Origin of the sequence: Achromobacter sp. ES-001, assembly GCF_019448355.1 — a bacterium.
In the GTDB taxonomy this organism is placed as follows: Bacteria; Pseudomonadota; Gammaproteobacteria; order Burkholderiales; family Burkholderiaceae_B; genus Achromobacter; species Achromobacter spanius_B.
Genome location: NZ_CP079940.1, coordinates 4,001,296 through 4,025,976, shown reverse-complemented (window position 1 = coordinate 4,025,976; position 24,681 = coordinate 4,001,296). Strand labels below are relative to the sequence as shown.

The window sequence follows — 24,681 nt, the reverse complement described above, 5'->3', positions numbered from 1 at the left end:
CGGCGTGTGGCATTTGGCATGTGTCATCCGGCAGTGACATCTGGCACGTGGCGTCTGGCATGTGGCATCCGGCATGTGACATCCGGCGCCCGGCATCAGCCTTCAGGCAAAGACGTGCAGGTGCGGCGCCATTGGCCAATCGGGTGCGTCGCCGCGTATGAACGCGAGCCATGCCTGCTGCGTCTGCGCGGTCAGGCGCTGCGCGTGGGCCGCGTCCAATCCGGCCAGCATCGGCGCGTCGCCGAACGCGGATACCGTGTCGAACACGAAGGGCAGTTCAATGCAATGGCACGCCTTGAAGCGCGCGGTCGGAGCAACGTCGAAGCGCGCCAGCCAGGCTTGACGGCCCTGCGTGACCGCCGCCCGCGCCCACGCGCGTGACGGTGCGCCGAACACTTGATCACCGATGGGGTCGTCAAAGGCGGGGCCGACGTGGTCAACGTGGCCCGGCTTGACGTGGTCGACCCGGCTGGGGTCGACGTGGCAGGGGCTGACATTGCCGACGGGGCTGGGGTCGACGTGTGCGCGGGCGTGGTTATCCGTCGTTGCCAGCCCTTCGGCCCTTGTTGCATTCGCCACGTACCCGGGAAAGGCCGCCATTTCATTGCGCGTGTACGCCACCAGCACGTCGGCGCGGGACGCGGCCCGCTGTAGCGCGGGCGCGATGTCCTCGGGCAGCACGTGCCCGTCCAACACCGGGCAGAACTGGCTGCGGCTGCTTCCTTCGGCCCGCAACACCTCCGCGACCGCAGGCGATTGCTGCGCGGCCAGCAAAGCGGAAGCGGGAAGCGCGCGCGCGGCGTCCAGCGACGCGACGCCGGCCGCCTCTAGAAAGGCCTGGCCCAACGCCTGCGCCTGTGCCGCCGACCGAAACCCCCGGCCCAGCGCGGCGCTTTGCAAGATAGCGCGCGAGAAGCGCGGCTTGCGCGCCAGCATTGCGCAGATCGACGACGCGCCGGCCGACTGTCCCATCACTGTGACGCGTTCGGGGTCGCCGCCCAGTCCCGTGATGTTGTCAAACACCCAATCGATGGCGGCCTCTTGGTCCAACAGCCCCACGTTCGCGGTCTGACCCGGCACGTACAGCCAGCCCAGCGCGGCCAGCCGGTAGTTGACCGCCACCACCACCAGGTCGCCACGCGCGGCCAGGGCGGACCCGTCATACCAGTCCAGCGCGCCGCCGCCGCTTTGCCAGGCGCCGCCATGCAGCCACACCACGACCGGCCGACGCGCGCCGTCCGCGGCCGGCGTCCATACCGTCAGATGCAGACAGTCTTCGGATTGCGGCGCGTTGAAGTCACCCATGGCATCGCGCAGGCGCGACGGCAGTTGCGGCGCCACGGGGCCGGGCTGTGTGGCATCCAGATCCCCTTGCCAGGTCGCGGCTTCAGGGGGCGCAAAACGCAGCTTGCCCACCGGCGGCCGCGCATAGGGAATGGCGCTAAAGCGGCACACGCCGCCGCGTTCCTGCACACCGGTCAGCGTGCCTGCCGGCAGCGTCGCCTGGACGGTTTGATTCATCGTTGCCCCTGTCTTTTCGTGGTTGCTGTTCATATGGCGCCAGGCTGCCGGCGTCGGGATAGCAGGCCTATGGTAGGGACGAAAGCGGCGCGGCGGACATGCCGGTTTTGATCGAGGCCATGCGAAACCCGCATGGCTGGCCGGGAGGCAAGGGGCGTAAAAGGGCGGCGTAAATGGGCGCGTAAATGGGCTGCGTAAAAGGGCGGCGTAAAAGGGCGGCGTAAAAGGGCATGCCGGACCAAGGCCGCCCACCGTCGCGCGGGCCAGAATTGACCCGATCGGGCCAATTCTGGCCCAGTGAACCTCCTTAGGAATCAGGCACTTGCAAAACTTCGAGCCAGATCTGGCCTGATTTATTGCAGAACAAGCCGGTTTTAGCGAGGAAAACCTGTGTTTTCACGGCTTTCGGCGCGTTTGGCGATAACCAGGTCCATTTCTTCGCCGTTTGCACTGCGCCCGAAATCCTAAGTCGCTGAAAGCATTGGGTTTAACGGGACGCCGTGAAAGTTGGCATGGATGTTGCATAGCTGTGGGGACTTATTCCAGGATCCCCATGGCCCACTCATCCGACCTGCGTTTTACCTTCGTGCCCGCCGCCCGTGGCGTGGCGTTCGACGTTATTGAATTCACGCTGGACGAGGCGCTGTCCGAGACCTATCGGTTAGAGCTTGAGCTATCCAGCTTCGACCCCGCCATCGACTTTGGCGCGCTGCTGGATCAAACAGCGTTGTTCACGCTATGGCGGGGCGATGCGCCCGTGCGCCACGTGCACGGCATCGTCACGGCCTTCGAGCAAGGCGACACCGGCTTTCGGCGCACGCGTTACCGCGCCGTGGTCGAACCGTCGCTGGCGCGCGCGGCGCTGTGTTCGGATTGGCGCATCTACCAGCAACTGTCTGTGCCGGACATCCTGGCCGATGTCTTCAAGCGCCACGGCATTACCGACTACGAACAGGTCACCACCAACCACCACCTGGTGCGTGAATACTGCGTGCAGGCCGGCGAAACCGATCTGGATTTCGTGGCGCGCCTGGCCGCCGAAGAGGGCTACTTCCACCGCTACGCCCATACCGAAAATTCCCACCGCCTGATCCACGGCGACCGCATCTACATCCATGGCGAGATCGCCGGCGGGCCGGTCGTCTACAACCCCACGCCGGGCGGCGATCAACGCGAACCTGCATTGCATCGCTTCATCTACACCGAACAACTACGCACCGCCCGCCAGACGCAACGCGACTACACCTACACACACCCGCAGTACGACCAGGAGCACACGCACGTCGCCGCCGACCTGCAACACCAAGACCCCCGCTACGAGCGCTACGACTACCCCGGCCGCTACAAGCGCGACGAGGCCGGCAAACCCTTCACGCAAAGCCGCCTGCTGGGCTTGCGCCGCGATGCGCGCATGGCCCAGGTGCACGGCGACGACGCACGGCTAATTCCCGGCGTGGCGTTCGACCTGACCGGCCACCCGCGTGATGACTGGAACCACGGCTGGCGCCCGGTGCGCATGCGCCACCACGGCATCCAGCACAGCAGCCAGGAAGAAGACGGCGCGGGCGCTGAACAAGGCACGCGCTACGGCTACACCGCCGACATCGTGCCCGACAAGGTCGATTGGAAACCCGAGCCCAGCCGCAAGCCGCTAGTGGACGGCCCGCAGATCGCCAGCGTGGTCGGCCCGCCCAATGAAGAAATCTACTGCGACGAATTCGGCCGCATCAAGGTGCAGTTTCCATGGGACCGGCTGGGGCAGAACAACGAACACAGTTCGTGCTGGATCCGCGTGTCGCAGAACTGGGCCGGCGCGGGCTGGGGCCACATGGCCATCCCGCGCATCGGCCAGGAAGTCATCGTCAGCTTTCTGGATGGCGATAGCTCGCAGCCGATCGTCACGGGCAGAACGCACCGGTCGATCAACCCGCCGCCCTACGAGCTGCCGCGCCACAAAACGCGCATGACGATCAAAAGCCAGACGCATAAGGGCGAGGGCTATAACGAGCTGCGCTTTGAGGATGAACGCGATCAGGAAGAGATCTACGTTCACGCGCAAAAAGACCAGAACCTCCACGTCAACCACAACGAGACCACCTTCGTCGGCAACGACCGCAGCGAACAGGTCGAGCATGACGAAACCATCACCATCGGCCACGACCGCAGCGAATCGGTGGGCAGCGATGAACAGGTCCACATCGGCCAGGACCGCCGCCACACCATCGGCCAGGACGACTTCCTGACCATCGACCGCAACCACACCATCGCCACCGGCCGGGACCGCACGGAAGACGTGGGCAACAACCGGCGCGACAAGACGGTGGCCAATCACTGGATTGAAACGGGCGGCCATGTGGAACATAAGGTCCAGGGGCATTTCCAGGTGCATGCGGGCGAGCGGATCGAGGGCAAGACGGTCACGCTGGAATTGCAGGCCGCGCAAAGCGTGGTGATCAAGGGGCCGGGCGGCACCATCACGATCAACGGCTCCGGCATCACATTGGAAGCACTTGCCATCAACCTAAATGGCCCGGTGGCGCAGGCGGGCGGCGGCGGCAATTCCCTGTCGATGGCGGGCGATGTGGTTGAAGGCTTGCTGGACGATTGCATGGAACGCGCGCGATGACGGGGCGCACGGTGACGCCGGGCAATATGACGGCGGCTACGAAGGCGGCTACGAAGGCGGCTACGAAGGCGGCTACGCAGGGGGCGGTCCGGCCCGCGGCACGCATGATGCCGACAGACACCACGACGCCAGGCACGATGGCCGCCCTGGTCGCAGCGCGCCGCGCAGCGGATGACAGCGTCTACCTGTTGTTGAATCCCCTGGCGGACTGCGCGCCGGAGCATGGGTTGGGCCTTGCGTCGTTGACCCAGGTGTTGGGCGCCGATGCGTTAACGACCGTCGCGCGCCCCGACCTGGCCCACTCGCCAAAGGCATGCCCAGTGCTGGTCCGGTTGGCGGGATGTGCGGATGTGCCTGCGCCCGAACTCATGGAGCTGGCCCAACGCCTTGCGCAGGCGGACGCCGCCCGCCGCCGTCGCTATGTGTGCGGCTGCCTGCTCAGTCCCCTGGACGGGCAGACGTTGGCGGATCACGTGGCCGCGCGCTGCATGGACTTTGCGGCCGATGCCACGCGCGGAATGTCGCCATGGTTTGAACCGTTGCGCCTGGAACTGCTGGCCGCGTCCATCCACGCTGAAACGCTGGGGCCGCTGATGTGGCCCATACGCACGTGGTTGCTGCCTAGCAGTTGGGGATCGCTTGCGATGGTGAGTGGATTCCAGCGCAGTACGGGGACTGATGTCGGGATTGGCGTCGGGCGCATTGGCGCCGGCATTGGAGTCGGGATTGGAACAACAAGCGCGACGATGACCGGGCCAGCGGCCGGCGCCGCGCTTCAGCCGTCGATCCAGCTCCCCGCGCTTGCCCGACAGACTCAACGTGACGCGCCGCTAATTGCGCAACTGCTGTCGGCCTGGCGCCGATCGCTGCAATTGCCATTGTCGTACGCACCGGGTCGCTGGCAAGGCCCCTCGCTATTGCCCCCGCAGGCCGCCGCACAAGCCTTTCGCTGGATACGCCAAGCACGGCAGGCGGGGCTGTCGGATACGCGGGACATCATCGTGCTGGCGCTGCATCAAGCCGCAATACACCCGCGCTTACTCGATTACGAACCGCTGCGACTCGCACTTGCCCGTGCAGCGCCCGGCGGTGCGTCCACCGTGCTGGCTGCGTATGGCGACCATGCCTGGCACCGCATTGCCACCCATCTTGACCAAGTAGGTTCCCCGCCATGACCACCAGCAGCCAATTAGCTATTGCCGCCCAAGAGACGTCGCCCCTGCCATTGGGCAGCTGCCCCGCCTGCCGGCGCACCGGCATCCCGATCCTGCTGCTGCGCCCGGCCGTCATTCCCAAGGCAGCATCGTTGCACAGGCACGGCGCAACGACGCACCCCGACTTGCAACAGTCGCTGCGCATTCTACGTAGTGGTTACGTCTACGTGCTGTTGGACCATGAGGTCTGGCAGGCGTACGAAGTCACTGACGCCGGTCACCTGCGTCAATTCGACCCTTACGAGATGGCCAAGGGCCCACCCGCGCTCTTGTCCGAACGCTGCGTCCAAAGCGCGCACGATCTGCCGGCATCTTTTATCGGTATCGACGTCGATATGTATACGACAGCCTGGGTCGCGTACGCGCAAGACCCGTGGCCCGTGGCTGTGCTGGACGCGTACAAAGCCGGTGCGGGTGCCGCGAAGGCGGCGGGGTCCTCACAGCCTGCAGCGGGCGCATCACACGGGACGGCACGCGCGGCACATGCAGTCGCTGGTGCCCAACAGGCGACAGCCAACTCGGACCACGCACTGCGCTTTGTCATCCTGGACCTATCCAAGCTGCGCAAAGAGCCCACGGCGGGAGGCGCGGCGCTGGCGCTGGAACACGCTCACCGCATCGATCGACACATAGCAGAGTACAGCCACGCCGTCCGTGATTTTGGCAGCGTTCATGGCTGGCATTCGCGGGTATTGCAGGCTACGGGCATGCGCAACTATCTGAGGCTGATGGAGCTTCAGCACGATCTGGCCAAGGGCGTGCCCGGGCTGATCCTGCCCGACCCGGTGGGCCTGGCGCAGGAATTGAACAACTTCCGTTTGGCCGCCTACACGCAAAAGCGCATGTGGGCGGAAGAGCCGCAGCGGCGCTATGCGTATCTGACCTCGCAATGTTTGCTGGGCATTGAACAGCTTTACGCCGCACAGGCCGATGCCGAGATACCGGACAGCCCCACCTACATGCTGGACACGATGCCCAGCGAATCCGGCATGGCGCCGATCTTCCGGGATCCGGCCTTGGAGCGCCGCGAACGCATCGCCTACAAGACCGAGCAGCGGATGGATCGGCTGAAGGAACGCTATTGGGAATCTGACCCGCCCTCCGAGCTAGGCCGCAAGGGCCGCGCCAGTTTTCAAGCGAGTTATGACAAGGAGTCCAAACGGCTGGAGGCAATCATCGATGCCTATGGCGAAGACTGGGCACAGGTTGTGCGCGGCGCAGCCTGGAAGCGGGTGGTAGACCTGGATTACAGCGACACCGATGAACGCTCGCGCCGCCTGCGCCTGCTGATGGTCAGCGCGTGCCTGGACGGCGGCATTACCGATGCGGTGTCTGTGCCGCTTGCCGTTGCGGGTAGCGGCGTTTCCTCGGCCGCGGCCAGTTCGGCTGCGACGGCGAATCCGCCGACTGCCGGACATACGGGTGGTGCTGCCGATCCCGCCCGCACCGACAATCCAGGTCCCACATCGCAGGCTTGGAAGCAGCTATTGTCCGACCCCCACAGCGCCGTCTATCTGGCGTTGAACGGCCAACGCAGCGATCTGCAATCCAGCTTTCTGCCCCTGTTCAGTGCAGGGGCTGGGGGCGGGGCCAACGACGCCGCGAAGAAATACTTCGACGCCGTCAAAAACCTGGTCAGCAGCAAAGAGATCGGCGCCTGGCGCGAAGGCTTGGCGGCGGACGCCGCGGACCAGCTGCTGGCAGCCGTGCACGGCGCCAGCAGCCGCCTTCACGCCCAGTTAAACGACGCCACGCGCGCGGCCGTCAACGCCGTGCACGTCGGCGGCGCCTGGCTGTACCGTGGCGCGCAAATGACGCAGGTCGTGATCCAACTGACGGTCAGCGAACTCCTCGCCATTTACGCCGACGAACTGCAACGCGTCGGCGAATCCCTGAACCAAAACACCGGCCGCCGAGTACGCGCTTTCATCTTCGCCGGCCTGATCAGCATCCCGGACCCTGCGTTGCACAAGCTGCTGGTCGACGTGACGATCTGGATGGAAGGCAGCGCGGAGGATATCGCCCAGAGAATAAAAACAATGAGGACCGGCGCGGCGGACGTGTCCGACGCAGCGCGAGACGCCGCGCACAGCATGCAAGCGGCCATTGATGACGTCACGCACAGTACGCGCGCCATGGCGGGCGGCCTGATGCGAAGACTGTCGATAGGCGTCCATCACCTGGAAGCCCCCGTGGCCGACCTGCTGATCGGTCTGGAACTGACCGCCGAACAAGCCCGAGAATTCGCCAAGAACGGCTTCGTCAGCTTGAAGCGTCTGTCGGTAGGCTCGGGCTACGGCGCGCTATCGCTCGTCAGCCTTTACTTTCTGCACGACAGCGTACAAGCCAGCCTGGAGTCCGCTCGAAACGCGGTGGGCGCGGAGCATGCCGAGGCGATGGCTGCGTTGTACGGAGCGGGCATCGGCATGCTAGGCGCGGGTGTCGAGGCGGGCGGGTTGGCGGTCAGTGTGGCAGGCGAGGCGGTCCAGCCGTTTATGCGGAGGATTGCGGATGCGGAGCTGGGCGTGGTCGCGAAGGCGATTGGGTTGGGGAAGGGGTTGGTGAAAGCGGGTGGGGCGATAGCGGCGTTGGGGGGAGTGGCGGATGGGGTGGGTGCGTTTGCGGCGGGAGGGCGAGCAGCTGCTGTTAGGGATGGAAAAGCAAGGACGACATACACATTTGCTGGGCTAGCCTCGTTTGGTGGAGCTTTCTTTAGTCTGATCGGGGCCGCGACTAAGCCGGTGTTGATGGGACCGCTAGGCATCGGCATAGCGGTCGGGCTTTTAGCGTTCATCTTGTCGCAGAGTGCAAAAGCGCGAGAGTCAGATGCCCTGGAGTTATGGGCTCGTCGTTCGTATTTCGGTCAGGCAGAGCCTAACTTCCGCTGGCTGACGGCAGATCAAATGGATGCCGCGATTTCGGAACTGAATGCCGCACTTATTGGTATGGAGGCGATCCTCGGCTTTCGTTCGGTCGTGCGGCCGATGGACGTCGATTCGCTTCTGGCGGCCGACATATTGCAAACCCAGGCGTCGGGCGGCATGGAGTCGCGCTCCGAGCTCGGCTATCGAATCGTCCTGCCCGGCTTCGATCCGGAGGTGTCACGCTATGAATTCAAGCTACTTGTAGAGTGCTTCGGGATAGACAAAGTCGGACGACACGCTCCGGCGGCGATGGAAGGCGTGCTCGAGGCCGTTCATCACAACAGCGCCCTAAGTGCTCCGGCTCTCGATGAGTTTCGATGGTTGACGCCTAAAGGCCATGTATTGCCGACTAAGGAAGCGCCAGTGCTAGCTTGCAAATACTGGCTCGAACCCCTACACGGAATCAAGAGTGCTACGGTCAGCATCGCCTATTGGTGTGACAAGGACGATGTCGCCGGCTATGCCAGCATCACAATGACGGAGGTGGCTTAATGGCGCGATCCAAACTTGTTCCGCAGTGTGCAGGATGGAAACGCGATTTGCCGGGGCCTGGTGACCCACCTGTGGTGACACCAAGCATAAGGGCGGATGCGCCGAACCACGTTGACGGCATTTACTTGGAATTGCCCAGGCGTTCGTCCACCATTCGTGGAATTTTGCTGTACGGGGTGGTCTTAATGGGTTATTGCACCGTCGTTGAGGCGCCACGCGCCCTTTTTACGGCGATTTTGCACGCGCTATCAACTTTTAGTTCATCCGATCTGCTTATGGTTCTGGCCGCGCTGCTCGTCGTGGCGCTATGCATCTGGAGCACCGTGCTTGCGTATCGAACCGAAGTCACTCAACCCCGCGACCTCCCCATCCGGTTCAACCGTCTCCGCCGAAAAATCTACGTCTACGGTTTCCACATGGTCTGGTGGAAACCCTTCTCCCACTGGTATGTCACCACCGCCAGCTACGACTGGGATGACGTTCGCGCGGAAGTCTGGGAGCAATGGGGTGCCTCGTCCAGTGGCACCCTGATGGTCACGTGGGGCGTCTCAATCGCCATCGTCAAACCCGGCACGAACGAAGTTATCGAACGTTTCCACCTCAGCACGTACAACAAGGACCTGGACAATCTCTGGGCCTATGTCTGCACCTACATGCAACTAGGCCCAGACGCCTTGCCGCCGTGCGACATCGAACCACGCGATGCGAATGACGTGCCGCCATACAACTTGGCGCTGCGTTGGGCACCGATGGTTGAATGGCCGGAGGCAATGGATATCGAATCGCGGAGCGCGCCGTGATGGTGCGGCTAGCGCGGGCGACTGCAATATCTTGGCCCCAGTGCGACTCTGTTTCGGCATACGGCGCGCTATCGCCTGTCAGCCTCTACTCTTTTCACGACGGCGTGCAAGCCAGCCTGGGATCCGCTCGAAACGCGGTGGGCGCGGAGCATGCAGATGCGATGGCTGCGTTGTACGGAGCGGGCATCGGCATGCTAGGCGCGGGTGTCGAGGCGGGCGGGTTGGCGGTCAGTGTGACAGGCGAGGCGGTCCAGCCGTTTATGCGGAGGATTGCGAATGCGGAGCTGGGCGTGGTCGCGAAGGCGATTGGGCTGGGGAAGGGGTTGGTGAAAGCGGGTGGGGCGATAGCGGCGTTGGGGGGAGTGGCGGATGGGGTTGGAAGTATGCGCGCCTTGTTGCGTGTTGCGAGGCAAGGCGATACATCAGCAGGACTGGCAAATGTAGTTGCCGCAGTTTTGTCAATCCTCGGAGGTGGCTTTGCCTGGGCTGGCGCGATTGGCAGCGGCGCGCTACTCGGGCCCTTGGGGGATCGGTGTTGCGCTTGGGCTCGCGGCCTTTATCGCCGCAGGCACAGCAAAGAAACTGGAGTCAGATGCCCTGGAACTTTGGGCGCGACAGTCATATTTCGGAAAAGCCGAAATGGAGTTGAGGTGGGCCGAGGGGCATCAGATGGACTTTGCCGTTGCTGCGCTAAATGCCGCCGTTTTGGGAATGGAGGCATCCCTTGGATTTGACCCTGACAAGCGTGCCGTAGATTTGGATGGGCTGATCATAATGGACGTTTTGCAGGCTAAGGAAACAGGTGGATTTGAATACGGCACCGTGTTGAGCTATCGGGTCGTTCTCCCCGGTTTCGATCCCATCAGGTCACGCTACGAATTTACTCTGAGCATTGAGCAATTTGGCGTGGCGAAAGGTCGACGTAGCCAAGCGGTAGCGTCGGCTGTGCTCGCATCGGTGTATCACAACAGTCAAGTCGAAGCGCCCAAGTTGAGCGTTGCGCCCGAGCTAGTCCCGGAACAGATTTGGATGCCGGTCGAGGAGAGCCCCGTGTTGCGTTGCCGCTATTGGCTTGGAGGCGCGCACGCTCTCAAGAGTGCCACCATCGATATTCGCTACTGGCCAAACAAGGATGATGAGCTCGGACATGCCTGGCTATGCCGCAGGGAGCAGCCCTGATGCCCAGTCCTATGCTCGACCCGCCGTGTCCGGGGTGGAAGCGCGATTTGCCGGGACCGACTGACCCGCCCAAGGCGTTGGGTGGTCCAGAGCAGCCGCCAAACTACCTGGATGGCATCTATTTGGAACTGTCCAGACGTTCTTCGAGTGTCCGAGGAACCTTTGTTGTAACCGTTCCGTTGTGCGCCTACGCCTTCATTTGGCAGCTGACTATTGCCATCCGCTACGACTGGTTTTCGTCCGGGGATATGACGGATCGACTAATTGCTTTGTTCGTTATTGCGCTTTGTTCCGCAGGCTATTTTTACTTGGCCGCGTTTCTATACCACATAGACGTTTCTACACCACGCGATTTACCGATTCGGTTCAATCGAGTCCGTCGCAGGATCTACGTCTATGGGTTCCACCAGGTATGGTGGAATCCCTTCGGGGGCCGTTATGCAACCACCGCCAGCCACGACTGGAACGATGTGCGAGCCGAAGTGTGGGAGCAATGGGGGCCTACCGCCGGTGGTGGTCTCATCATCAAGTGGGGCGTCTCAATCGCCATCGTCAAGCCCGGCACGAACGAAGTCCTCGAACGTTTCCACCTCAGCACCTACAACCAAGACCTGGACAATCTCTGGGCCTACGTCTGCACCTACATGCAACTAGGCCCCGACGCCTTGCCGCCGTGCGACATCGAACCACGCGATGCGAATGACGTGCCGGCATACAACCTGGCGCTGCGTTGGGCGCCGTTGGTTGAATGGCCCGAGGCGATGGATATCGAATCTCGCAGCGCGCCGTAATCCGCGATACCAGAGTGAATCAAGCCCGCGAAATAGCTAGAGGCTGATCCCTCCGCTGCCTTACTTCCAGCCACCGCCCCACCGCCTTCCTCCACGCCTCACTTCGCGATGCGCGCATCCAGACTGTTATCCGCCAGCGCCTTCGCCTGCTCTTGCGTCATGCCCAAATGTTCATGCAGCGCCTGAAAATTCTCGGTGACATACCCGCCGAAATAAGCCGGATCATCGGAATTCACGGTGACCTTCACGCCCGCGTCCAGCAGCGACAGGATGTTGTGGTCGCGCATGTGTTCGAAGACGCGTAGCCGGGTGTTGGATAGCGGACAGACGGTCAGGGGGATCTGTTCGTCGATCAGCCGCGCGATCAGGTTCGGGTCTTCGGCAGCGCGCACGCCGTGGTCCACGCGCAGCACCTTCAACAGGTCCAGCGCTTCCCAGATGTACTCGGGCGGGCCTTCTTCGCCCGCATGCGCCACGGCGGGCAGCCCTTCGGCGCGGGCGCGGTCGAAGACGCGCTGGAACAAACGCGGCGGGAAACCTTTTTCGCTGCTGTCCAGGCCGACGGCGATGAATGCGTCGCGAAAGGGCAGGGCCTGTTCCAGCGTGCGCATGGCTTGCTCTTCGGGCAGGTGGCGCAGGAAGCTCAGGATCAGCCCGCTGGATACGCCCAACTGCTTGCGGCCGTCTTCCAATGCGCGGCTGATGCCATCCAGCACGACCTGGAAGGGAATGCCGCGATCCGTGTGCGTTTGCGGATCGAAGAAGGGTTCGGTGTGCACCACGTTCTGCTCGCGGCACTTCAACAGGTAGGCCCAGGTCAGGTCGTAGAAGTCCTGCTCGGTGCGCAGCACGTCCGCGCCCATGTAATACAGGTCCAGAAATTCCTGAAGGTTGCCGTAGTTGTAGGCGCCGCGCAGCGCATCGATGTCGGGCCAGGGCAGCGCAACACCGTTGCGTTGCGCCAGCTGGAACAGCAGCTCGGGTTCCAGCGAGCCTTCCAGGTGCAGGTGCAGTTCCGCCTTGGGCAGTGCGTTGAGCCAGTCGTACATGGGTGCTCCGAAAAAAAGGGGCGTGTTCAGATAAAGAGGATCGGCGAAAAGTGCCGGCGTTATAACGAACGATCACGCGGCCAGCGCGATGTCGTCCGCTTCGATGGCCTGCGCCAGATGCGCCGCGAAAGCGCGGGCCTGTCGGGTGCTGGGGCGGTCGCGCCGCCAGATCGCCGCAAGCGGCGACTTCTTGATCGCGGGGCGCGCGGGCAGCACGACCAGTTCGCCGCGAGCCTGGCGCACCGTGGCCACGCTGCCGGGCAGCATCCACAGGTAGTGCCCGTCCAGCAGCATTTCGCGGCCAAACTCCAGGGACAGGGCGCCGATCATATCCGGAATCGCCAAACCGGCCTGGCGCAGGGACATTTCCAGCTCGCCTCGGATACGGCTGCCAGGCAACGCGGTGATCCAGGGGTAAGCCACATAGTCAGCCAGCGTCGTGCCTGCCACGCCGGCCAACGGATGGTGCGTGGCGCAACCGAGCACGACGGCGTCTTCCAGCAAGGTGGTGGAACGATAGATCTGCGGGTTGACGGTGGACGAAAATCGGCTGATCAGCACGTCCAGCGCGCCCGCGTCCAGGTCTTCGATCAGGCGTTCGTGCGTGCCGATCTCGATGGTCAGCGTGATGCGCGGATAGGCTTGTCGAAACGAGCGCGCCGCCTGCGCCACCGGCCAGCCGGCAAACATCGAGAAGCAGCCGACGGTCAGACTGCCTTCGTCGCCGCGCGACACGGCGGCCAGGTCGATCTCTGCCTTGCGAAAATCCGTCAGCAGCAGGCGGGCGTGGCGGCACATCGCCTCGCCCAGCGGCGTGCAGGTGGTGCCCTTGGCCGTGCGCTCGAACAGGCGCGCGCCCACCAGCTCCTCGATCTCGGCGATGGCGCGCGACAAGCCGGATTGCGTGCTGTGCAGCTGCGCCGCCGCTTTGGACAGGTTGCCCAGCTCGGAGACGGTCAGCACGATTTCCAGGTGCCGGATGCGAAGTTTGCCTCGGAACGGTGTCATGGTGCCTGGCCGGTGGAGATGTGCCGATTATTCTCCGCCGCGCACCGCTTGGCAACGGCGGGGCGGGTTTCAGATATAGTTCAGCGCCGATCCCGGCTGGACGCGCGCAACCATGAATTCATCCCTATTTTCCGCCCAACCGCTTGCTACGCCCTGCGCGAGCCGCGCGCGTTTGCTTGTCCGCATGGGGGCGGCCGGCCTGTTGACGTTGACCTTGGCCGCTTGCGGCGTGTCGCGCGTGGATGAAGTGGCCGTCACGTGGCCGTCGTTCAAAAGCGGCGAGCCGGTGGTGCTGCCTTCGGACCCCGCGCAATGTCCGGAGCTGGGCGGCACCTATCGCGCCCAGGGCGAATTGCGCGCGGGCGAAGAAAACGGGGCGTTAAAGGACTTGCGCACCTTCTTCCTGTATCCGCTGGGCTTGCCGGGCATGCGCGAATCGCTGCTGCCGGAATGGCGGTTGACGGATCAGGCGACTGTGTCGATGGCGGCCGAGGGCCGGGGCTGGAGCGTGCTGGCGCTGGACGGGCAGGGCTCGCGCTCCGCCGCGCGGCTGCCGATGCAAGACGGCGCGCAGGATATGACGGCCATGCCGGGCGATGCGCGTTTGAACATGCCCGACGGCATCCGGCGCTACACCGGCTGCACCCAGGGCAGGCTATGGGTCAGCGTGCGGCACGATTGGCGCCAGCATGAAGCCATGGGTGTGCGACGCCACGTGGCAATGTTTCGACCTCAGGATGGCGGCCTGCTGGTGACGGTGCAGCGCGAGTCTGACAGCATCGGCTTGCTGCCGTGGTATTCCAACGAAAGCAGTGTGTCGCAATATTGGTTCGCGCCGGTTCAGCCCTGATTTTCATCCCGTATTTCATGCCCCCATGACTCGTAAAAACCTGCTTATCGTTGCCTTGGTCTTCATCGCCTTCATCCTGCTGACCGCGTTGTTCTGGCGGCAGCAGTTTGCGCATAACCCGCCTTCGCTGCGCGGCATGATCGAAGACCCGGTGGGCAATGACGCGCACGTGTATGGCGAGTCGCCGCGTCAGGACGCCCTGGCGCAGCGCGCCTTGCTGGCCGATGCGCAGCGCGGCAATCCCGACGCGCAATATGTGCAGGCGATGATTCTGGAACAGACGGATATGAAGGCCGCACTGCACTGGTACGAAGCCGCCGCCGCGCAAGGCCTGGAGGCGGCCATCGAACGCTTGCAGCAGCTGCGCGGCGACGCGGCGCCTCGGTAGATAGCAGTGGATACGCCCGGCGCGCAGCGACCTGAAGCCGCATCCACCAGCGTGGGGCTTGAGGCGGGCGTAGACGACCACGCAGCCGGCGGCGCCGGCCAGTCAGCGTATCCCCAGGCTGACGTCTCGCGCGCCCGTTTCATAGCGGGGCCGCTCGGGCCGCATGTGCTTGAAATGGTATTGACCGGCTGGGCCAGCATGCTGGCCGTCTTCGCTGTGGAATTCCTGTCGCTGCTGTATCTGGGCACCTTGCAGGACGAAGCCGTGATGGGCGCGGTGGGCTTTGGGTCGATGACGCAGTTCACGATCACGTCCGTGTGCATCGGCGTCACCGTGGGCGGCGCCGCGCTGGTGTCGCGCGCACTGGGCGCGGGCAATGCGCCGCGCGCGCGCACGTTGGCCGGTGCGTCGCTCATCTTGATGGCAGGGTCCGCGCTGGTGGCCGGTGTCCTCTTTTTGGCGGCAATCGGCCCGTTCACGGCGGCGATCAATTTGGCGCCCGACATGCGCGAACACCTGTTGTCCTACGTGCTGATCACGACGCCGTTCGCAGTAGTGATGGGCATCGGCATGATGTTGTCCAACCTGCTGCGGGCATCGGGGCGCGGCAGGCAGTCCATGTGGGTGCTGTTGGCGGGCACGACGACGGTGGCGGTGCTGGATCCCATCGTCATCTTCGTGCTGGACGGCGGCATGCAAGGCATTGCGTGGGCGGGCGGGCTGGGGCGCATGGCCACCGTGGCGTTGGGCGGCTGGTTGGTGTTCGGCAAGCATCGCCTGGTGGCTTGGCCTGGGCGGGCCGCGCTGCTTGGCGATCTGGCCGCCATAGGCAGGATCGCGCTGCCGGCCGCATTGACCGCGCTGGCGACGCCAGCGGCCGTGATCTTCACCGTGTCGACCTACGCCACGTTCGGCCCCAGCGTCATGGCGGGGGCGACGGTGGTCGACCGCGTGCTGCAACTGGCTTATTCGCTTTACTTCGTGCTGCCCGGCGCGATAGGCCCCATTCTTGGACAGAACCTGGGCGCGGGCCAATGGGACCGTGTCAGGCAGGCGGTAAGCCTGACGTCGCGCTGGGCTGTGGTGTATGGCCTGGGTGCGGCGACCTTGCTGGCCCTGGCCGCGCCGTGGGTGGCCGACCTGTTCCGCATGACGGGGCCGGGGCGTGACCTGGTGATTTTCTTTTGCCGCTACGGCAGCTTCACCTGGGCAGTAAACAGCCTGTTCTTCGTGTCGATCGCCGTGTTCAACAACCTGGGGTACGCCACGTATTCGACGATGATCGGTTGGCTGCGGTCCACGGTAGGCACGATGCCGTTTGTGTGGCTGGGCGCGCACTATGGTGGCGCCGAGGGCGTGCTGCTGGGACAGGCGCTGGGCTTTGCGGTGTTCAGCCTGATTGCGATGGCGGTCTGCCTGCGTGTGTTGCGCGCGCCGCCGGTCGATAAAGCGCAGTCCCACGCGGCCTGACGTCAGGCGGGGCGGCAAGGGGCGACGCAAAAACATCACTGCGCCGCGTTCGATTTCGGCGGCCGGTCGCGGTACGATCCGGGCTGACTTGGATTTTTCAGGAATACCATGCGTCTGCGTTCTTCACGCCCTCGAATCGATTCCCCTGGCCTGTCGCGCCTTGTGTTGGCGGCGGCCATCATCGCCGTCGCGGGCGCTGCTCAGGCGCAATCGCCTGCGTCCGCCACCGGCACGCGCGTGCAGAGCGCACCTGCGCCGGCCCAGCCGCCGCTGACGCCCAAGCGCAGCTTTGACGACGTTGTTGCCGAGCAGGAAGCCACAAAGGCCGGCACCGCAACGCCCGCGCCGGCCCCCGCGTCGGCGCCCGCCGCTGCTCCGGCCGCCGCTGCTCCGGACGCCGCTGCTACGCCGGCCACTGCGACGCCCGCTGCGGCCCCCGCCGCTAGCGGGACGCCCGCTACTGCCGCGCCTGCCGCCGCGCCTGCCGCCGCCGCGCCGACGGTCATCATTCCGACCGAGCTCGACACGAAGGCGTGTATCGCCAAGTTGCGCAAGGGTGCCACCGCCAATGGCCTGACCGTGGCGGATTGGGATAAATACACAGCCAGCGCCAAGCTTCTGCCCACTACCGTTGCGTCCGCCAAGGGCCAGCCCGAAGGGCGCGAAAGCTGGTGGGACTACATCGCCAAGACCGTGGACGACGAACGCGTCAATGACGGCCTGGCGGTGATGAAGAAAGTGGGCCCGCAACTGGCCACCATCAGCCAGCAATACCAGGTGGACCCCGCCACCCTGGTGGCGATTTTTGGTATTGAAACCAACTACGGCCGGCAGATCGGCAAGACCGACGTGCTGAACGCCTGGTTGACGCGCGCCTGCACGGAAAACAAAACGCTGTGGGAAAAAAACGCCTACGCCTCGGTGCGCCTGCTGCGTGACGGCACGGTGCCGGCGGACAGCTTCGTGGGTTCCTGGAGCGGCGCTTTCGGGATGACGCAGTTCATTCCGACGTCCTTCTACGAACTGGCCGCCGATGGCGACGGCGATGGCCGCATCGATCTTTACAATTCGCTGCCTGACGCGCTGGCGTCTACCGCCAACCATCTGCGCAAGCGCCGCGCCAAGTGGACGCATGGGCTGCCGGCCGTGGTGGAAGTGCGCGTGCCGGCCGAATTGGCCGCCGCCATCCCGCCTGAACCGGACGCGGAGTACGTGGGCTCGCAAGACCGCCGCACGATTGCCCAGTGGGCGCAGGCCGGCTTGAAGCAGGGTGATGGGTCGGTGCTGAAGCTGCCGTCGGGCAATGACGAGCAAGCCTATCTGTTCGCGCCCACCGGCGCCAAGGGGCCGGTGTTTCTGGCGACGGTGAACTTTGACGCCATCCTGCATTACAACCAGTCGCGCCGTTATGGGCTGGCGGTGTCGTTGCTGCTGAACCGCTTGCAGGGCCGCCCGGGCATCATCGCGGCGTGGCCGACGGATGACCCCGGCCTGTCGCGCGCCGAGATCAAGCAGTTGCAGGAAGAGCTGTACGGCCGGGGCTACGACGTGGGCGAGGCGGACGGCATACCCGGCGCCAAGACCCGCGACGCGGTGCGCGCCGAACAGGAACGCCGCAACCTGCCGCAAGATGGCCGGGTGGGCAAACGCATTCTGGATGCGCTAAAGGCCGACAAGCCCGACGCCCTGCGCGCGCGGCCCGCGAAGTAAGCCCGCCGTACCGGGGCGGCTACTGTCATGCGTCGCCTTGCGCCGCTATGATGTAGCCGCCCCGTTTTCTTTTCGACTGTCATGCCGCACGCCGCATTTCCTGACGTTTTCCTGACACCCCGCTTGCGCGCCGAGCGCATGCGTCAGTCGCACCTGCCGTTCATCACGCAGATGCATGCCAATGCGGACGTGATGGCCACCATGGGCGGTACGCGCGACGCCGCCGCCAGCCGGTTGTACTTGGCGCAAAACGTGGCCCATTGGCTGGACCATGGCTACGGCATGTATGTGCTGCAAACGCGGGAGCATGGCGCGTTGGCAGGGCGCGCCGGCCTGAAGTTCACGCTTACCGATGAAGGCGGCGCCATCGAGCTTGCCTACGCGTTCGAGCCGGATTGCTGGGGCCGGGGTTACGCCGTCGAGATCGCAACGGCACTGGTCGGATTGGGTTTCAGGCTGCTGCCGGTGGACACGTTGTGCGCGGTCGCGATCCGATCCAACGCGGCATCGCGCCGGGTGTTGGAAAAGATCGGCATGCGCCTGCTTGGCGATGTGGAGGCGGCAGCTGACAACGCCAACGCCAACAACGCCAACAACACCAACGCCAAGCCCGACTCCAACACCAAGGTCCGCTACGAGATTCACCGCAGGCACTGGCGCGACCAGCAAGACGTGGCCGATGCAAATACAGCGTTGCCGTCGCGTTAACATCCGGCCATGAGCACCCGCCTACCGACCCCTCCCGACGACGATCCCATCCCCGTCCCGCCGGAACCGCCCGCGCCGGATGAATGCTGCAACAGCGGCTGCATCCCCTGCGTGTACGACCGGTATGACGAAGCCATGGAAAACTATCGCCAGGCCTTGAAAGCCTGGCGTAGCCGCCATGAGGCGGTCAGCCCGCCAGCTTCATGTGAATGATGGGGAAGGGGCGGCCGGCGTCATCGTGCGCCGAGCGGCCGGTGTCGACGAACCCGTAGTGCTTGTAGAAGCCATGCGCCTGCGGGTTTTGTTCATTGACGTCCACCAGCAGGGTGCCATGCAGCGAACGGGCAAAGTTCAGCAGACGGCGGCCCGCGCCCTTGCCGCGCTTGCTGGCGTCCACGAACAGCATGTCGACCTTGTTGCCCGTCAGCCCCATGAAGCCGGCGATGTCGCCGTCTTCGTCTTCGCAGACCCACACCCGCACGGACGGCAGGTAGGTGTTGAGGATCTGCGGGTACATGCCCTGGATTTCTTTTTCGGTCAGGAAGGAATGCGTGGCGCGCACCGAACGGAGCCAGATGTCCGCCAGGGCCAGGTCGTCGCCGTGATTGCGTTCTCGGATATTCATTTCTTATTGGTCTTTACAGCCCTGAGCGGTACAGGTCAGTCGCCGCCAGGACGGTTTCCATTTGCACAGTATGCGCGAAGATAAAGCGGTCGCCGTAGACCGTTTCATCCGGAAACTCGGAAATCAGCGCCAGCGGAAGTTCTTCGCGGTCGGTCTCGGTGATCTGCACGGGAATGCCGTTCATGACATCGAATCCCGTTTCGAGCGCATGCGCGTGAAACAGTTCCAATTGGCGCGCATTGAATTCCACCAGCCCCGGCACATTACGCGCCAGCCGCGCGGTGACGCCTTCTATCAGGCGGCGCGCTCGGTCGCGCCAGCCCGGATGATGGCGCAGCACCAGGAAGAATCCCTTGGGAATCGTCCACAGTTCAAAATTGCGGGGCAGGTAGCCCGATAGCGGCCGGGTCCATTCGTGCGCGGGGTAGCCGTGCAAGTTGATGTGCAATTGCGCGCCGCTGATGGCATGCGCCTGATGGCGCCCGTCGCGTTCGAAAAACGGGGCGTGCTCGCGATACGCGATGTCGTCGCCTAGCGCGCTGTAGCGCGAGGCATGCAGCATGTGGCGCGGGTGGTGTTCGCGCAGGCGGTTGAACAGGGCGTATCCATCGGGGTTTTCCAAGGCGATCAGCGCGAAGTGCGCGTCGCCGCGTTCGGCCAGCGCCTGGGTGGCGCGCAATGCGCCGACGACGCCCGAGGTTTCATTGGCATGCTGCGCGCCCGAAATGAACACGGCGGGGCCGGGGCCACGGACATAAGTCCCCAGCACCGGGCGGCCTTGACGCGACACTGCCTGGAAGGTGTCGCCGCCAAAAGCCGCCACACAGCCGGCGATCTGGCCCGCCGTCAGGGGCTCGCGGCACTGCGCCAACGGGGCGTTGGGCGGCACGGGCGTGACCGGTGCGACGTGCGTAAACGGCTCAAGCGATATCTGCACGCGCGCCGCGCCGTCATGCCGGCGGATGTCGGGAATGATCTGGCCGGGTTGCAAGCCGCGGTCACCCGACGGGCGGCCGGAATGATGCTGAAAATGTTCCAGCAACGTGAAATACACGTCCTCGTGCAGGGCTTCGAAGGTGCTGACGATTTCTTCGTCTACCGGCAGCGCGAAGTCCATGCCGGGCAGGTCCACGCGGATCTCCAGGCGGTCGAAATACGGTTCATGCGCGCCCCACGGGTGGTTGCGCACCGTGTCCACGATGCTGCGGAACGCCTGCTGGTATTCCGTCGATTGCGCGCCATCGGTTTGCACGACGCCGTCAGCGTCCTGCACGCGCAGCCAGCCGGTAGGCGAGAGCTCGGGCGTGCCATCCTGGGCCGCGCCCACGACGTTGGGGGCGAACACGCGTGCGTCAACCTGGCGGCCGTCGGCGTAGGTCAGGGTGACGTCGTAATGCAAGTCGTTGGCGCCGGCCTGCATGACGACGCGCACGCCGTCCAGCAAAGCAATCAGCGGATACGCTTCGAGCGTGAAGCGCTTGGCCTGCGCGTGTTCATGCAGCGGGTAGCGCACCAGCGCGGACACCAGGCCCTCGCGCTGGACGTCTTCCAAAAAGAAATGCAGCAGCGGCTTGTAGGCGCTGCGAAAACGCGCGGTGACGCCGGCCTGCGCCAGCCGGGCCTGCGCCGCGCGGCGGGCTTGCACGCCTTCGAACAGCCAGCCTTCCACGACCGCGCCACGCCAGGCGGGCGCCAGGTAGGCATGGGTCCAGGCGTCCAGCGTGCGGTCAAATGTTTTATCAAGCAAAGACATGCTTTGTGTTCCTTCGGGGTTCAGGCGGCATCCTGCAAATTCACAAATGCCCCTTGCGGGGCATTTGGTCTTTTACACCTTTCCGGTGGGGTCCAGGCGGTCGCGCAGCCAATCGCCCAGCAGGTTCAGACCTAACACGGTCAGCATGATCGCCACGCCGGGAAAAACGCTGACCCACCATGCGGTCTGCATATACGTGCGGCCATCGGCCAGCATGCCGCCCCAACTGGGAATCATGGGATCCACGCCCAGACCCAGGAAGGTCAGGCTGCTTTCCAGGAGGATGTTGTTGGCCACGTTCAAGGTCATCAGGATCACCAGCGGGCCCAGCAGGTTGGGCACGATGTGGTGGCGGATCATGGCCAGGTCGCGCACGCCGAAGGCGCGGGCGGCCAGCACGAATTCGCGTTCGCGCAGCGCCAGCACCTGGGCGCGCACCAGCCGCGCATACTGCACCCACTGCGACACGATCATGAAGAAGATCACGTTGAACAGGCCGCCGCCCAGGATGGCAATGAACGTGATGGCCACCAGGATGAAAGGCAGCGCCAGCTGCACGTCGGCAAAGCGCATGACGATCATGTCCCAGAAGCCGCGGTAGTAGCCGGCGATCAGGCCCATGACGATGCCCAGCAGCGCGCCGCCGATCACGGACGCAAAGCCCACCATCAACGAGATCTTGCCGCCGACGATGACACGCGCCAGCACGTCGCGGCCCAGCGGGTCGGTGCCGAAGGGATGCGCGGCCGACGTGAACGGGGCCATCAGGCGGGCGGCCAGGTCCATGGATTCGCCGCCATCGGGAAACAGCCAGCCCGACGTCAGCACCAACAGGATCATCACGCCGGTCAGCAACGCGCCCAGCACGAATTCCAGCGAACGATAGCGGCTGCGCGGCTTGAAAGGCTTGGGCGCGGCGGCGGTGGAGGAGGTTGTCTGCATAAGGCTCAACGCGTGCGGATACGGGGGTCGACGATGCCGTAGGCGATGTCGACGATCAGGTTGACCAGGACGATGACGGTGGCCAGCACGGTGACCGTGCCTTGCAGCACCGGGTAGTCGCGGCCCGAAATGGCGTCGAACGCCAGCGTGCCCAGGCCCGGCCAGTTAAAGACCATTTCAATGACGACGATGCCGCCGATCAAGCCGCCAAATTGCAGGCCCAGATACGTGATGAGCGGAATCGCGCAATTGCGCAGCGCATGCTTGTACAGCACCACGCGTTCCTTCAGGCCCTTGCTGCGCGCCACCATGATGTATTGCGCCGACAGCGTTTCCAGCATGGTTGTGCGTACCAGGCGGATGTTGGTGGCGCTAAGGATGATGGCCATCGTCAGCGACGGCAGCACCAGGCTGGCCGGTCCGCTCCAGCCCGAAGGCGGCAACAGCGGAAAGGTGATCGACAGCAGCAGCACCAGCATCAGCGCCAGCCAGAAGTTTGGAAACGACAGGCCCACCAGCGACAGGATGCGGATGGCCTGGTCGGTGGCCTTGCCGCGCTTGATGGCCGCCTGAATGCCTAGCGGCAGCGAGATCAGAATCGACACGATCAATGACGTAAACGCCAGCATCAGCGTGGCGGGCAGGGCGTCGCCGATCAACTTGGCGACGGACGTGCCGCCCATGAAGCTGCGGCCGAAATCGCCGTGCAACAGCCCTTGCATGTACGACAGGTATTGTTCGTGGAAGGGGCGGTTCAGGCCCAGCGCCTGGCGGATGTTGGCCAGGTCTTGTTCGGTCACGCTGCCCGACCCCTGGCTGAGCATCAGCGCGGGGTCGCCGGTCAGGCGTACTGCATAGGAAACCAGCAATGTCACGGCGACGATCACGAAGACCGCCTGCAACACGCGCTTAATAAGAAATCCGGTCATGAGGCGCCGCCCCGGTTTTCACCGGAGCGGATCAGTGAGTGAATGCTATGAGTCCTGCTCGAACCCTGCCAGGGAAGGCCCCGAGGCCGGCCTTGCCGGCCGCGGGCTTGTCCCTGGGGCGAAGCGCCTGGCGCTTCGGGGCCGTTACTCCACGCTGGTCTGAAGGAAACGGAAGCGGATATCGCCGGGCACTTCCAGGTTCTTCACGCGCTTGTTCACGCCCACGATCGTGTTCAGGCTGTACAGCGGCATTTCCAGCGCCTGATCGGCGACGTACGCAGCGATTTCCTGCAACATGGCTTCGCGCTTCTTCACGTCATAGACGGTGCGCTGCGCTTCCAACATGGCGTTCAGCTTGGCGTCGTTGTCGTACGGGTTCCATTTCTGGCCCGTGTGGTACATCAGGTACGCGGTGTTGTCGTAGTCGTACGTCCAGCCGCCCCATTGGTTCTGCCACATCTCGCCCGTCTTGCCGCCCGGGATGATGTCGTTGAGCAGCACGCCGGTTTCATACGGCTTGATGGTGGCGCGCACGCCCACGCCTTGCAGGTAGCCGGACACGGCCTGGGCCACTTCGCGGAAGTTCGAATCGCTGCCGCGCACGTCGATCTGCACGGTGGCGCCCGGCTTCACGCCGGCGGCGGCCAGCAGCTTCTTGGCTTCGGCGGGGTTGAAGGGCAGCGGCTTTTGCTCGGGGTTGTAGCCGAACGATTGCGGGCCCTGGAAGCTGGCAATGACCTTGGCCTGGCCCAGCAGCAGCTGCTTGACGATGGCCTCGCGGTCCACCGCCATGATCAGCGCGCGGCGCACGTCACGGTTCTGCGTGATGCCGCCGCTGGTCTTGTAGCGCAGGGCAAAGGCAACCGGGCCGCCCGTCGAGATAACGTCGGCGTTGCCCGACTTCTTCACCGTTTCGATCAGGCCCAGCGGGATCAGCGTGGCAATGTCGATGCGGCCGGCTTGCAGCTCGGCCACTTGCGTGCCGGGTTCGCTGATGAAGCGGTACACGACCTTGTCCAGCTTGGGCTTGCCGCCCCAGTAGTCGTCGTTGCGCGCCAAGGTCACGTTGACCTTGGGCTGATAGCTTTCAAACTTGAACGGGCCGGTGCCGACCGGGTTCGTGTTGAAGTAGTCCTCGCCTTTTTCCTTGATGTACTTGGGCGGCACGATCATGGCGCCGTAGCCGGCCAGCTTGGTCAAGAGCACGGGGTCCGGCTGCTTCAGGATGAAGTCGACGGTGTACTCGTCCACCACCTTGATTTCGCCGATGGAATCGTAGTTGGACTTTTGCGGGCCCTTGGCGCCTTCCGCGCCCAGCAGGCGTTCAAACGTGAACTTCACGGCTTCGGCGTTGAAGGGTTCGCCGTTATGGAACTTGACGCCTTCGCGCAGCTTGAAGCGCAGGCGCTTGTTGTCGTCCAGGTATTCCCAGCTGGTGGCCAGGCCGGGTTGCAGCTTCAGGTCGGCGCCGCGCATGGTCAGGCCGTCATACAGGTTGCCGCCCACCGAGCCCCAGAACGTCACAAAGGTGTCGATGGGATCCCAGCTGCCCGGGTCCTGGTTGATGGCTACGCTGAGCGTGCCGGCGGCATGCGCGGTCGAGAAGACGGCGGGCATCGCGCCGCCCAACGCCAGGGTCAGGGCGGTGGCGGTGAAGGTGGTGCGTAGGAATTGCATGTTCGCTCCAGGGACGGGAACTCGG

Annotated in this window: 20 protein-coding genes; 12 read left to right on the top strand and 8 right to left on the bottom strand. The window is 64.3% G+C overall.

The window, feature by feature from the left end:
* Window positions 1-102: 102 nt before the first annotated feature.
* Window positions 103-1,521, bottom strand: a complete 1,419-nt coding sequence (locus KYT87_RS18025; protein ID WP_219990509.1) for a carboxylesterase family protein — start codon at window positions 1,519-1,521, stop codon at window positions 103-105.
* A 553-nt stretch (window positions 1,522-2,074) separates the two neighbouring features.
* Here KYT87_RS18025 and KYT87_RS18020 point away from each other — a divergent pair.
* The 6 genes from KYT87_RS18020 (at window position 2,075) to KYT87_RS29865 (ending at window position 11,547) form a co-directional block, all read left to right on the top strand.
* Window positions 2,075-4,147 carry a type VI secretion system Vgr family protein gene (locus KYT87_RS18020; protein WP_219990508.1) on the top strand — a complete coding sequence of 691 codons (2,073 nt, stop codon included), beginning with the start codon at window positions 2,075-2,077 and terminating at the stop codon, window positions 4,145-4,147.
* A 104-nt stretch (window positions 4,148-4,251) separates the two neighbouring features.
* Window positions 4,252-5,322, top strand: coding sequence for a hypothetical protein (locus KYT87_RS18015; protein WP_219990507.1), 1,071 nt, complete (start codon window positions 4,252-4,254; stop codon window positions 5,320-5,322).
* The gene (locus tag KYT87_RS18010; protein ID WP_219990506.1) at window positions 5,319-8,777 is read left to right on the top strand and encodes a T6SS effector BTH_I2691 family protein; all 3,459 of its coding nucleotides are present in this window, start codon (window positions 5,319-5,321) and stop codon (window positions 8,775-8,777) included. Before KYT87_RS18015 ends, KYT87_RS18010 begins: the two co-directional genes overlap by 4 nt.
* Entirely contained in the window at window positions 8,777-9,577 is an 801-nt protein-coding gene (locus KYT87_RS29870; protein WP_255593277.1) for a DUF6708 domain-containing protein, read from the top strand. The genes KYT87_RS18010 and KYT87_RS29870 overlap by 1 nt, the downstream gene beginning before the upstream one ends.
* 444 nt (window positions 9,578-10,021) lie before the next feature.
* On the top strand, window positions 10,022-10,756 hold the full coding sequence (locus KYT87_RS18000) for a hypothetical protein (RefSeq protein ID WP_219990505.1): 735 nt from the start codon (window positions 10,022-10,024) through the stop codon (window positions 10,754-10,756).
* Complete coding sequence (locus KYT87_RS29865) at window positions 10,756-11,547, top strand: DUF6708 domain-containing protein (protein WP_255593276.1); 792 nt, start codon at window positions 10,756-10,758, stop codon at window positions 11,545-11,547. Before KYT87_RS18000 ends, KYT87_RS29865 begins: the two co-directional genes overlap by 1 nt.
* 98 nt (window positions 11,548-11,645) lie before the next feature.
* Here the strand turns inward: KYT87_RS29865 and KYT87_RS17990 are convergent, their stop codons facing one another.
* Complete coding sequence (locus tag KYT87_RS17990; protein ID WP_219990504.1) at window positions 11,646-12,596, bottom strand: adenosine deaminase; 951 nt, start codon at window positions 12,594-12,596, stop codon at window positions 11,646-11,648.
* Between the two features lie 72 nt (window positions 12,597-12,668).
* Window positions 12,669-13,604, bottom strand: coding sequence for a LysR family transcriptional regulator (locus tag KYT87_RS17985; protein ID WP_120156300.1), 936 nt, complete (start codon window positions 13,602-13,604; stop codon window positions 12,669-12,671).
* Between the two features lie 112 nt (window positions 13,605-13,716).
* Between KYT87_RS17985 and KYT87_RS17980 the strand changes: the two genes are divergently transcribed.
* The 6 genes from KYT87_RS17980 to KYT87_RS17955 all read left to right on the top strand — a co-directional run bounded on the left by KYT87_RS17980 (window position 13,717) and on the right by KYT87_RS17955 (window position 18,943).
* The gene (locus KYT87_RS17980) at window positions 13,717-14,454 is read left to right on the top strand and encodes a hypothetical protein (RefSeq protein WP_255593275.1); all 738 of its coding nucleotides are present in this window, start codon (window positions 13,717-13,719) and stop codon (window positions 14,452-14,454) included.
* 25 nt (window positions 14,455-14,479) lie between these two features.
* Window positions 14,480-14,842: a hypothetical protein gene (locus KYT87_RS17975; RefSeq protein WP_104144361.1), complete on the top strand. Its 363-nt coding sequence runs from the start codon at window positions 14,480-14,482 to the stop codon at window positions 14,840-14,842.
* 6 nt (window positions 14,843-14,848) lie between these two features.
* Window positions 14,849-16,312 carry an MATE family efflux transporter gene (locus tag KYT87_RS17970; protein ID WP_255593274.1) on the top strand — a complete coding sequence of 488 codons (1,464 nt, stop codon included), beginning with the start codon at window positions 14,849-14,851 and terminating at the stop codon, window positions 16,310-16,312.
* A gap of 108 nt (window positions 16,313-16,420) precedes the next feature.
* Window positions 16,421-18,022 carry a lytic murein transglycosylase gene (locus KYT87_RS17965; RefSeq protein ID WP_219990503.1) on the top strand — a complete coding sequence of 534 codons (1,602 nt, stop codon included), beginning with the start codon at window positions 16,421-16,423 and terminating at the stop codon, window positions 18,020-18,022.
* Between the two features lie 138 nt (window positions 18,023-18,160).
* Complete coding sequence (locus KYT87_RS17960; protein ID WP_255593272.1) at window positions 18,161-18,730, top strand: GNAT family N-acetyltransferase; 570 nt, start codon at window positions 18,161-18,163, stop codon at window positions 18,728-18,730.
* 9 nt (window positions 18,731-18,739) lie between these two features.
* Window positions 18,740-18,943 (top strand): oxidoreductase-like domain-containing protein, encoded by a 204-nt coding sequence (locus KYT87_RS17955; RefSeq protein WP_082134625.1) that lies wholly within the window; start codon window positions 18,740-18,742, stop codon window positions 18,941-18,943.
* Here the strand turns inward: KYT87_RS17955 and KYT87_RS17950 are convergent.
* The 5 genes from KYT87_RS17950 to KYT87_RS17930 form a co-directional block, all read right to left on the bottom strand.
* Window positions 18,918-19,355 (bottom strand): acetyltransferase, encoded by a 438-nt coding sequence (locus tag KYT87_RS17950; RefSeq protein WP_046806971.1) that lies wholly within the window; start codon window positions 19,353-19,355, stop codon window positions 18,918-18,920. The two genes, KYT87_RS17955 and KYT87_RS17950, sit on opposite strands and share 26 nt — an antisense overlap.
* A gap of 13 nt (window positions 19,356-19,368) precedes the next feature.
* Window positions 19,369-21,108, bottom strand: coding sequence for a peptidase M14 (locus KYT87_RS17945; protein ID WP_219990501.1), 1,740 nt, complete (start codon window positions 21,106-21,108; stop codon window positions 19,369-19,371).
* Window positions 21,109-21,180: 72 nt separating this feature from the next.
* A complete protein-coding gene (locus KYT87_RS17940) occupies window positions 21,181-22,050 on the bottom strand; it encodes an ABC transporter permease (RefSeq protein WP_046806973.1) in 870 nt (289 codons plus the stop codon).
* Window positions 22,051-22,055: 5 nt separating this feature from the next.
* A complete protein-coding gene (locus KYT87_RS17935) occupies window positions 22,056-22,979 on the bottom strand; it encodes an ABC transporter permease (RefSeq protein ID WP_046806974.1) in 924 nt (307 codons plus the stop codon).
* A gap of 144 nt (window positions 22,980-23,123) precedes the next feature.
* Window positions 23,124-24,656, bottom strand: a complete 1,533-nt coding sequence (locus tag KYT87_RS17930) for an ABC transporter substrate-binding protein (RefSeq protein WP_104144367.1) — start codon at window positions 24,654-24,656, stop codon at window positions 23,124-23,126.
* Window positions 24,657-24,681 lie beyond the last annotated feature (25 nt).